This is a genomic window from Methanoregula sp. UBA64, from assembly GCF_002502735.1.
In the GTDB taxonomy this organism is placed as follows: Archaea; Halobacteriota; Methanomicrobia; order Methanomicrobiales; family Methanospirillaceae; genus Methanoregula.
Genome location: NZ_DAQC01000002.1, coordinates 37,922 through 48,009, shown reverse-complemented (window position 1 = coordinate 48,009; position 10,088 = coordinate 37,922). Strand labels below are relative to the sequence as shown.

Genomic DNA, 10,088 nt, shown 5'->3' with positions numbered 1-10,088 from the left:
TACGTCGTGTCCCCCCCGTCTCCACGAACCGACCTTCAGGACGGCAACAAAGGAAGGCGGCCTGAATCCGTTCAGGTTCGAAATGGCAAATATCCGTGCGCAGAACTCATGGGTGCACATGCACGACCGCGAAGGATCGACCGAGAAGGCAAAGGATGCAGTCCGGATCGCAGTCGCAAAGGCTGCACTCCTCCAGGACCTGTACCCGAAGTCCGTGCCCGTGGAACCGACCGCAATGGTCGTCGGTGCAGGTGTCGGCGGCATGCAGGCAGCCCTTGACCTTGCAGCAGCAGGCATCAAGACCTACCTCATCGAGTCCGACATGAGCATTGGCGGACGCATGTCCCAGCTCGACAAGACCTTCCCGACACTCGACTGCTCGCAGTGTATCCTGACACCAAAGATGGTGGACGTGGGCAGAAGCGAGAAGATCGAGCTCATGACCTGGTCAGAGGTCCACGAGGTGGAAGGGTACATCGGCAACTTCGAGGTTACCGTCAGGAAGAAGGCCCGCGGCGTAATGACCCCGAAAGAAGCCGCAGCAAAGGGCATTGTCGGCGGCGGCTGTAATGGTTGCGGGGACTGCGATGCAGTCTGCCCGGTTGTCAAGCCCAACGAGTTTGAGATCGGGATGAAGCCGAGAAAGGCCATCTACATCAACCACCCACAGGTCGTTCCCCTTATCTACACGATCGATTTTTCCGCCTGTGTCAAGTGCGGCCTCTGCGTGACTGCATGCGGTCCCGAGAAGCGTGCAATCGACCTCGAGATGAAAGACGAATTTGTCAAGCTCAAAGTCGGGACGGTCATCCTCGCTACCGGGTACGATATCTTCCCCATCGAGAAGAAAGAGGAATGGGGATACAAGCGGTACGAGAACGTCATCACGAGCCTTGAATTCGAGCGGCTTATCTGTGCATCCGGCCCGACCGGCGGCCACCTGGTTCGCCCGAGCGATGGACAGACCCCGATGCGCGTTGCATTCGTGCTCTGCGCAGGATCCAGGGACAACACCGGTGTCGGCAAGCCGTACTGTTCACGGTTCTGCTGCATGTACTCGCTGAAACACGCCCACCAGATCACGGAGAAGATCCCCGGGTGCATACCCTACATCTTCTACATGGATATCCGGTCGTTCGGTAAGATGTACGAAGAGTTCTACTACCGTATCCAGGACGAGGGCGCGAAGTTCATCCGCGGCCGTGTGGCAAACATCCTCGAGGACCCCAAGACGAAGAACCTGCACGTATATGCAGACGACACCCTGCTCGACCGCCCGATCGACATGGAAGTCGATCTCGTTGTCCTCGCAGCGGCAATCCAGCCCAAGGAAGACACCAACCGGACGAGGAAACTCTTCGGCGTCTCCTGCTCCATGGACGGCTGGCTGCTGGAAGCCCACCCGAAGCTCAACCCCTGCGGAACCACCACTGCCGGTGTATTCCTTGCCGGTGTCTGCCAGGGACCAAAGGATATCCCTGACACGGTAGCACAGGCAGAAGGTGCGGCATCTGCGGCCAGTATCCCGATCCACATGGGTGAAGTCGAACTCGAACCGTACTTTGCCATGTGTCTCGAAGACAAATGCGCAGGCTGCGGCATGTGTGTCAACCTCTGCCCGTACAGCGCCCTCTCGCTTGTCGAGAAGAACGGGCGGACGGTCATGCAGGTCACCGAAGCCAAGTGCAAAGGCTGCGGTACCTGCGGTGGCTTCTGCCCCGGCGGAGCGATCTGGATGCAGCACTTTGCAACCCCGCAGATCGTTGCTCAGATCGATGCGTTCCTGCTCGGAGGTGAGCAGTAAATGTCTGCACCTGGAGATTTCCCAATCCCGAAACGCGGGCCCGGATTCTGGCAGCCCAAGATCCTCGGCATGGTCTGCAACTGGTGTTCCTATGCAGGAGCAGATCTTGCCGGCGGCGGCCGTATCCAGTACCCGCCAGATGTCAGGATCATCCGTGTCATGTGTACCGGCCGGTTCGATTCACTCTTCGTCCTCAAGGCATTCGCCGATGGGGCCGATGGCGTGCTTATCTCCGGCTGCCACTTCGGTGACTGCCACTACCTTGAAGGCAACTTCAAGGCTGCAAAGAGAATGTTCATGGTCAAGAGACTCATGAAGAGCATCGGCCTCGACGACCGCCGGTTCCGTATGACTTTTGTCTCTGCATCGGAAGGTGCAAAGTGGGGAAAAGTCATTACCGATGTCGTAAAGACCATCAACGAACTGGGCCCGAGCCCAATCACGGAAAACCAGAAATAAACCCTCAAATGAGGATCCTTTTGCCAGGGATCCTGTCAGACCCTTTTTTTAGGAAAAAGCGCATTGAAAAATAGAAGATTTTTTAACAAGTAATCAGATTCAGTATTACTTTGGGTTCTCCGGGTAGTACTGCGTATAAAATTAAAACCCGCCCATTATGTAATATTTGAACGTATCTTCTCTTTTCCATAATATCCACGATGTTTTATAAAAATAATTTCCGGTATAAAATCGGAACGCTTATAAGGGGAAATTGGGAATTAATCAATGTCCCGATCTAGGGGACGTGCAATAGCGACTTTCACTCATAACCAGTGTTTCTGTTAGTAACTACCATCGTTCAGTTCCAGTACTGTATCGCTTAAATCCAAATTTCGGAGGAAAGAACATGGCAAAATACAAGGATTCAATCGACCTCTACGATGATGAGGGGAAGCTCTTAAAGAGCAATGTCACGCTGGACAAGATCAGCCCGCTGTCCAACAAGGGTTCCCTTGAGCTCATCGATCTCACCAAGAGGACTGCAGCAGTCAACCTTGGCGGCATCGAGGAAGCACTCAAGACCGGTAAGATGGGCGGCAAGTCCAACCAGATCCTCGGCCGCAGCCTCAGCTGCAGCTGTGTCAAGGATGCCGACGCAATCGCAGCCAAGATCAAGGAAATGATCCAGGTTACCGATGGCGACGACACCAAGATCACCAAGGTCGCCGGCGGCAAGATGCTCCTCGTCGAGGTTCCGTCTGCCCGTATCAGGGCAGCAGCAACCTACGATGTAACCACCACGAGCATTGCAGCAGCCACCACCTATGCACTCCTCGAACAGTACAAGATTGGTATGTTCGACGGCGCATACGTCAAGGGCGCAGTCTGGGGTACCTACCCGCAGACCATGGACATGCAGGGCGGCAATGTCGTCTCGATCCTGTCCATCCCGCAGAACAACGAAGGTCTCGGGTACGCTCTCCGTAACATCCAGGCAAACCACGCGGTCATGATGACCCACCGGAATGCAATGCAGGGTGCAGCACTCGCAGCGACCTTTGAACAGGCCGGTGAGTTCGAAATGGGCGCAGCAATCGGCCCGTTCGAGCGTGCACAGCTCCTTCTCTACGCATACCAGGGTCTTAACGCGAACAACATCGTCTACGACCTCGTCAAGAAGAACGGCAAGACCGGCACGGTCGGTACTGTCGTCCAGAGCCTTGTCGAGCGTGCCATTGAGGACAAGGTCATCAAGGCAGGCAAGAAGGGCAAGAGCGGCTATATCTTCTACGAGACCAAGGACCCGATGATGTGGAACGCATATGCATCTGCCGGTACCCTTGCAGCAACCATGGTCAACTGTGGTGCTGGACGGTTCGCCCAGGCAGTATCTGCAACCCTGCTCTACTTCAACGACCTGCTCGAGCACGAGACCGGCCTGCCCGGTTCCGACTTCGGCCGCGCAATGGGTGTGGCAGTCGGGTTCTCGTTCTTCAGCCACTCGATCTACGGTGGCGGCGGCCCCGGTGTCTTCAACGGTAACCACGTTGTTACCCGTCACGCAGCCGGTGTTGGTATCCCCTGTATCGTAGCAGCCTGCGCACTTGATGCAGGTACCCAGATGTTCAGCCCTGAAGGAACCAGTAAGGTTTACCAGGACACATTCGGGCAGATCGAGGCATTCAAGCACCCGATCCAGACCATTGCAAAGGGTGTCTAAACCCGACTGATACCAATGACTGAAGCCACGTTCCCGCAGTGCAGGGTTGTCACAGAACGCCTGATGAACCCTGATACAGTGGAACGGCTCCTCAACAACCTGTTAAAAGCCGGCGGAATCCGGCGCATGGTCTTAAACGGCCCGCGTCTGCCCGCCGTCGTGCCCTACGGCCCGGCAAAAGGTGTTGCCAATCCTCATACGATGAGAGACACCATCTGCGTCGGTACCGAGGAGCTTGAATTACAGGTCCATGTGGGGACCATCCTGCTGGAGCTGGAGAACCGCGAGGTTATTCCTGCACTGAAAGCCGCGTGCGAAGAGAGTATCACAGAATTCACCTGTCGTCTGCAGGAAGGCAAGTTCATGAAGACCTCACCGTCTCTGGTGGACTATGCAAAATACGGACCAAACGCCGACAGGGACATCTTAGGTCTCTCGGATCCAAAGAGCCGTTCAGGCCCGGTAATCATCCAGGGAATCAAGTAAATCATGCCGATCGGACGTGTAACCCAGGTAGTCGACTGCCGCGAGGCAATGGGCATGGGAAAAGGAGGGGGTATCGCCCAGCGCGGTACCATCTCCGAGTGCCGGTACCCCGACGTTATTGTTGTCGGGATGTCGCCGGGACGCCGCCATGTCACGAAGCCAGTCTGTGACATTACGTCAGGACTGCGACAGCAGGGTGTGGAGTACAGCATCAGTACGCTCGTACTCAACGCGGGAAGCGGCGTCCCGCCGGATGCCCCGAAAATCGCGGGATCCGCCCTTGGCGCCTACTTCGGGCTTACCGAAAAAGAGATCGTGCAGATCGAAAAACACAAGGTCGCCATCCTCCACCACGGGAATGTCCGTTCCCATGTGGTGCATAAAGTAAGGTTCATCCTTACCGCATGCAACGTGAAGGCGATCGTAGTTTCCCAGTCACCGATCGATTACGAGGATCTCGCAAAAGAGGGTGTGAAGACCGCGTACGTGATGCCGCCGGCGGACCAGATCCGTACCAAAGGTACGGTCATGGAGATCGTCAGCGGCGTGACCCGCGGCCAGACCCCCACACGCGAGAAAATGGCAGAAGTCATTTCGGCGGTTATGAGACTGATCAAAAAGAAGGAATCATTGGAGTGATTTAACAATGGCATACAAACCACAGTATTGTCCGGGCTCCACCGTTGTCGCCCAGAACCGGCGCAAGCAGCTTGACCCATCCCACAAGCTGGAGAAGCTCCGCGATGTTACCGATAAGGATATTGTACTGATTATGGGACACCGTGCCCCCGGCTCGGCATACCCCACAGCACACCCGCCCCTTGCAGAGCAGCAGGAACCAGCCTGCCCGATCCGCAAGATCGTCACCCCGACCGACGGCGCAAAGGCCGGCGACCGTGTCCGTTACATCCAGTTCGCTGACTCGATGTACAACGCACCCTGCCAGCCGTATGTCCGGTCCTGGCTCGAGATGTACAGATACCGCGGGATCGACCCGGGTACACTTTCCGGCCGTCAGATTATCGAGTGCCGTGAGAGAGATCTCGAGAAGTACGCAAAGGAACTTGTCGGAACCGAGCTCTTTGACCCGGCCCGCACAGGTATCCGCGGTGCAACCGTGCACGGACACTCCCTCCGTCTCGACGAGAACGGTATGATGTTCGATATGCTCCAGCGCTGTGTCCTCGACAAGAAGGCAGGCGTTGTAAAGTATGTCAAGAACCAGATCGGTGAGCCCCTCGACGCAGAAGTCAAGATCGGCAAGCCGATGGATGAGAAGTGGCTCAAGGGACACACCGTCATGTACCACTCGCTCGTCGGTACCGGCTTCCGTGAGGATGCAGAGTATGTCGAGTACATCCAGCGCATCCACTCGCTGAGGACCAAGTACGGCTTCATGCCGAAGGAGTGATTACGATGGCAGGAAAAGCAAAAATCGAGAGATCCCAGAAACTCTTCCTGAAGGCAATGAAGGAGAAGTTCGCAGAAGACCCGACCGCAACCAACACCGTATTCGGCCGCAAGGGTCTCGAACAGTCCCCCAGGAAGATGGAATTCTTAAAGGAAGGCCAGAAAGTCGCAATGGAGCGCGGCATCTCAATGTACGACCCCAAGCGCTGCCACCTTGGCGGTATCCCGCTCGGTCAGCGCCAGCTGATGACCTACGAAGTCAGCGGCACCGGTGTCTTCGTTGAAGGTGATGACCTCCACTTCGTCAACAACGCTGCAATGCAGCAGATGTGGGACGACATCCGCCGGACGATCATCGTCGGCCTCGACCTCGCCCACAACACCCTCCAGAAGCGTCTGGGGAAGGAGGTTACCCCTGAGACCATCAACGAGTACCTCCACGTCCTTAACCATGCAATGCCCGGCGGCGCAGTCGTCCAGGAACACATGGTCGAGACCCACCCGGCACTCGTCGATGACTGCTACGTCAAGGTCTTTACCGGTGACGACGAGATGGCAGACGACCTCGAACCCCAGTTCGTCTTAAACCTCGACAAGCTCTTCCCGGCAAAGCAGGCAGCAGCCCTCAAGGCAGCAGTCGGCAAGTCCATGTGGCAGGCTGTCCACATCCCGACAACCGTCAGCAGGACCTGCGATGGTGGAACGACCTCCCGGTGGTCCGCCATGCAGATCGGTATGTCCTTCATCGCCGCGTACCGCATGTGCGCCGGTGAAGCAGCAGTCGCTGACCTGTCGTTTGCGGCAAAGCACGCCGGTGTTATCCAGATGGGTGACATCCTGCCGGCTCGCCGTGCACGTGGCCCGAACGAGCCCGGTGGCATCAAGTTCGGTCACTTCGGCGATATGATCCAGGCAGACCGCAAGTACCCGAACGACCCCGTCAAGGCATCCCTTGAAGTGGTCGGCGGCGGTACGATGCTCTTCGACCAGATCTGGCTGGGCAGCTACATGTCCGGCGGTGTCGGATTCACCCAGTATGCAACCGCTGCATACACCGACAACATCCTCGATGACTTCTGCTACTATGGTCTTGACTATATCAAGTCCAAGCACGGCGGCATTGCAAAGGCAAAGGCTACCCAGGAAGTCGTCAACGATATTGCAACCGAGGTTACCCTCTACGGTATGGAGCAGTACGAACAGTTCCCGACCACGCTCGAGGACCACTTCGGCGGTTCCCAGCGTGCATCCGTCCTTGCAGCAGCATCCGGTATCTCCACCTCTCTGGCCACGGCAAACTCCAACGCCGGCCTGAACGGATGGTACATGTCCATGCTCGCCCACAAGGAAGGCTGGTCACGTCTCGGCTTCTTCGGCTACGACCTGCAGGACCAGTGCGGTTCCGCAAACTCACTCTCTGTCCGGCCCGACGAGGGCTGTGTCGGTGAGCTCCGTGGCCCGAACTACCCGAACTACGCAATGAACGTCGGTCACCAGGGAGAGTACGCAGCCATTGCATCCGCAGCCCACTACGGCCGCCAGGATGCATGGGTCCTGTCCCCGCTGATCAAGATCACGTTCGCTGACCCGTCGCTCAAGTTCGACTTTGCCGAACCCCGCCGCGAGTTCGCAAAGGGTGCAATCCGCGAGTTCATGCCCGCTGGCGAGCGCTCGCTCATCATCCCCGCAAGGTAAGCACGGCAACGTCCCCAAACCAAATTTTTTTTCTTTTTTTCTCCCGCTCCGGCGTTCCAGGAAAGACCTGAAAACAGCCGGGCGGTATTTTTTTTTGGATTAGGGTGTGAGTTTGCGATCCGGGCATCTTTTTGTAAGACTGCCGTGCAGCGGATCGGTTCCCGGAGCACAAGCCATTCAAACCCTGTCAGCCTATCTGGATCTAAAAAGGATCGGGGGCAAATACCCCCGGCAGGGAAACGATCGGGAGTTGTGATGCAGCGACATATCTTTGGCCCGGTGCTTTCGCGCCGGCTGGGCCTTTCCCTGGGCGTTGACCTCGTCCCGTTCAAGGTATGCTCCTATGATTGTGCCTACTGCGAGTGCGGCCACACCACGGAAATGACGCTGGCCCGTCAGGAGTTCGTCCCGGCAGGGGTGGTGATGGCAGAGCTCCGCAGGGTGCTCTCCACACGGCCGGCGCTCGATTCGATCACCTTTGCCGGCTCCGGGGAACCGACCCTCTCGCTTGCCCTGGGCCCTGTCATTGCCGCGATCAAACGGGAATTCCCGGAATATACCGTAAGCGTGCTCACGAACGGGAGCCTGCTTTCGGACACGGCCGTACAGGACGAGCTTTTGCCCGCCGACCGGGTGATCCCGACCCTCTCCTCGGTCTCGCAGCAGACCTTCGAACGCATCCACCACCCGGACCCGTCCCTGAAGATAGCGGATATCATCGACGGGATGGTCAGCTTCCGGAAACGCTATACCGGGCAGCTCTGGCTCGAACTTTTCATTATCCCCGGCCTGAATACCACGGACGAAGAACTGGCCGGGCTCAAGGCAGCAATCGGCCGTATCCGGCCCGATTATATCCAGCTCAACACCCTCGACCGGCCGCCGGCGGACACCTGGGTCCGGGCAGCATCCGCCAGCGAACTCGAACGGGTGCGAACGGTTCTCGGCACCACGGGAATAGGAATCGCCGGTACGACCCCGCCGGTCTCACCGGGCGTGATGGGGCGGACGGCTGCCGCAGACCTGATGTATGCCATGCTCTGCCGGCGTCCCGCTACCGTGGAAGACCTTGTCCGGGTGACCGGGCTTTCCGGGGACGAGGTGACAGAGATCCTCGGTTCTTTTGAGCGGGACGGGAAAATATCATCGCACCGGATGGAACGGGGCGTCTTCTATGCAATCGTCCCGGAACTGCCGGCCCGGAAGGGCTAACAACGGGATCTTACCATTCAATCCTCATCCCCACGCCGGTCTCCTGCAGGGGACAATAGGCAGCAAGGGCGAGTTTTGCCGGCAGCGATGTGCAATGGCAGGCATGCAGCGCATCCAGATGGAGGCGGTTTAGGTATTTCCCCGTCTTTGCGAGCTGTTTTGGCGTGGGAGAAAGAAGGTGCAGCCCGCCGATAATATCCGAAACCCGGTTCTCCCCGCAGACCTCCCGGGCATATTCGGTTATATTGCAGATCCCGGCATGCGAGCATCCGGTGATGATGACAAGCCCCGTACCTGAGCGGAATGCAAGAGCGGTGTCATCGACAAGGTAATCCGGTTCTGTGTTCCCGCCGGGAGTGTGGATCGTCCGCTTCCCCGGATCGCCCTTTTCGAATGCAAATCTCCGCGGGATCTCCCCGAGGAACACAAGATCGTCCGTGATCCAGACCGGTTTTTCGGAAAGGCTGGTCGGGAACTGCCGGCCTGCCTCCTCTTCGCTCATCGGCGAACCGTTCTTTTCGCCATCTTTTGCTTTTGGCCAGAAGCAGCGGGGATGGGCGACAAGGCAGGGCCGCCGGGGCGCTTTTCCTTCCGTTGCACCGGTAAGGTTCCGGGCGAGTACGGGAAGCCCCCCGGTGTGATCGCTATGCCCGTGCGAGAGGATGAGGCAGTCCAGGTCACAGAGGTCGATTCCCATCTTCTCCGCATTGGTAAAAAAGAGCCCCGACAACCCGGTATCGAAGAGGATCTTCTTTCCGGCGGTTTCGATAAAAAACGAGAGCCCGGGTTCGCCCATGAAGTCGCGATCCGTGAGGGCGGTATTATCGACAAGGACCGTAAGGGAGAGCCGGGAGGTCATGGTGAAATATCAGGCGAAAGGGGAATTAGCCTTTTCGTTACGGGGAAAGCAGCCGGCAGGGGTATGTCAGGGTGCAACAGTTTAAATGATTTATGCGCATATGAGTAATTATACTAAAATACGAGCGTGATACCATGACAGAACCAGTAACCAGCAAACCAGCAGCACGGCGGGGATGCATCGACGAGCACACCTGCGCCTGCGGCGAGAAGCATGTTGAACACGAAGCCGGGATCAGCCACCGGGAAGCCTGCACGTCCCCCTTAAAATTTGGCACTACCTGCTGTTGCCAGTCGGAAGAGGATCTCAAGAAGCCTCACGCCTGCGGGCACGGTCCGCGCTGCCACTAACTTCTTTTTTTATCCCTGCCGGCCCCCGTACGATAACCGGTCGGGGGGCAAAGAAGAAAACCGGCCGTTTCTCTTCACACTTGACGGCTATCCGTTGATGAAAATCCTTAT

10 protein-coding genes are annotated in these 10,088 nt (G+C 57.4%); 9 read left to right on the top strand and 1 reads right to left on the bottom strand.

Annotated elements, in window-relative coordinates; genetic code table 11:
• The 8 genes from BP758_RS06960 to BP758_RS06925 all read left to right on the top strand — a co-directional run.
• A partial coding sequence (locus BP758_RS06960) for a CoB--CoM heterodisulfide reductase iron-sulfur subunit A family protein (protein ID WP_292370099.1) occupies positions 1-1,804 on the top strand: 1,804 nt, incomplete at its 5' end.
• Complete coding sequence (locus BP758_RS06955; RefSeq protein WP_292370097.1) at positions 1,805-2,263, top strand: hydrogenase iron-sulfur subunit; 459 nt, start codon at positions 1,805-1,807, stop codon at positions 2,261-2,263.
• Between the two features lie 388 nt (positions 2,264-2,651).
• A complete protein-coding gene (gene mcrB, locus BP758_RS06950; RefSeq protein WP_292370095.1) occupies positions 2,652-3,965 on the top strand; it encodes a coenzyme-B sulfoethylthiotransferase subunit beta in 1,314 nt (437 codons plus the stop codon).
• Positions 3,966-3,980: 15 nt separating this feature from the next.
• Positions 3,981-4,451: a methyl-coenzyme M reductase operon protein D gene (gene mcrD, locus BP758_RS06945; protein ID WP_292370093.1), complete on the top strand. Its 471-nt coding sequence runs from the start codon at positions 3,981-3,983 to the stop codon at positions 4,449-4,451.
• 3 nt (positions 4,452-4,454) lie between these two features.
• Positions 4,455-5,090, top strand: a complete 636-nt coding sequence (mcrC, locus tag BP758_RS06940; protein WP_292370091.1) for a methyl-coenzyme M reductase I operon protein C — start codon at positions 4,455-4,457, stop codon at positions 5,088-5,090.
• Between the two features lie 7 nt (positions 5,091-5,097).
• Entirely contained in the window at positions 5,098-5,862 is a 765-nt protein-coding gene (mcrG, locus tag BP758_RS06935; protein ID WP_292370089.1) for a coenzyme-B sulfoethylthiotransferase subunit gamma, read from the top strand.
• 5 nt (positions 5,863-5,867) lie between these two features.
• Positions 5,868-7,556: a coenzyme-B sulfoethylthiotransferase subunit alpha gene (gene mcrA / locus BP758_RS06930; protein WP_292370087.1), complete on the top strand. Its 1,689-nt coding sequence runs from the start codon at positions 5,868-5,870 to the stop codon at positions 7,554-7,556.
• Between the two features lie 255 nt (positions 7,557-7,811).
• The gene (locus BP758_RS06925) at positions 7,812-8,768 is read left to right on the top strand and encodes a radical SAM protein (RefSeq protein ID WP_292370085.1); all 957 of its coding nucleotides are present in this window, start codon (positions 7,812-7,814) and stop codon (positions 8,766-8,768) included.
• 10 nt (positions 8,769-8,778) lie between these two features.
• On the opposite strand, the gene BP758_RS06920 is transcribed toward BP758_RS06925, so the two are convergent.
• A complete protein-coding gene (locus tag BP758_RS06920; protein WP_292370083.1) occupies positions 8,779-9,627 on the bottom strand; it encodes an MBL fold metallo-hydrolase in 849 nt (282 codons plus the stop codon).
• Positions 9,628-9,761: 134 nt separating this feature from the next.
• On the opposite strand from BP758_RS06920, the gene BP758_RS06915 reads away from it, so the two are divergent.
• A complete protein-coding gene (locus BP758_RS06915; RefSeq protein WP_292370081.1) occupies positions 9,762-9,977 on the top strand; it encodes a hypothetical protein in 216 nt (71 codons plus the stop codon).
• The last annotated feature ends 111 nt before the right edge of the window (positions 9,978-10,088 follow it).

Excerpts from the sequence above, each read along its gene's own strand:
- BP758_RS06925 (WP_292370085.1), top strand. The coding sequence starts at position 7,812 with ATGCAGCGACATATCTTTGGCCCGGTGCTTTCGCGCCGGCTGGGCCTT.
- mcrC (WP_292370091.1), top strand. The coding sequence starts at position 4,455 with ATGCCGATCGGACGTGTAACCCAGGTAGTCGACTGCCGCGAGGCAATG.
- BP758_RS06920 (WP_292370083.1), bottom strand. The coding sequence starts at position 9,627 with ATGACCTCCCGGCTCTCCCTTACGGTCCTTGTCGATAATACCGCCCTC.
- BP758_RS06915 (WP_292370081.1), top strand. The coding sequence starts at position 9,762 with ATGACAGAACCAGTAACCAGCAAACCAGCAGCACGGCGGGGATGCATC.
- mcrG (WP_292370089.1), top strand. The coding sequence starts at position 5,098 with ATGGCATACAAACCACAGTATTGTCCGGGCTCCACCGTTGTCGCCCAG.
- BP758_RS06955 (WP_292370097.1), top strand. The coding sequence starts at position 1,805 with ATGTCTGCACCTGGAGATTTCCCAATCCCGAAACGCGGGCCCGGATTC.
- mcrA (WP_292370087.1), top strand. The coding sequence starts at position 5,868 with ATGGCAGGAAAAGCAAAAATCGAGAGATCCCAGAAACTCTTCCTGAAG.
- mcrB (WP_292370095.1), top strand. The coding sequence starts at position 2,652 with ATGGCAAAATACAAGGATTCAATCGACCTCTACGATGATGAGGGGAAG.
- mcrD (WP_292370093.1), top strand. The coding sequence starts at position 3,981 with ATGACTGAAGCCACGTTCCCGCAGTGCAGGGTTGTCACAGAACGCCTG.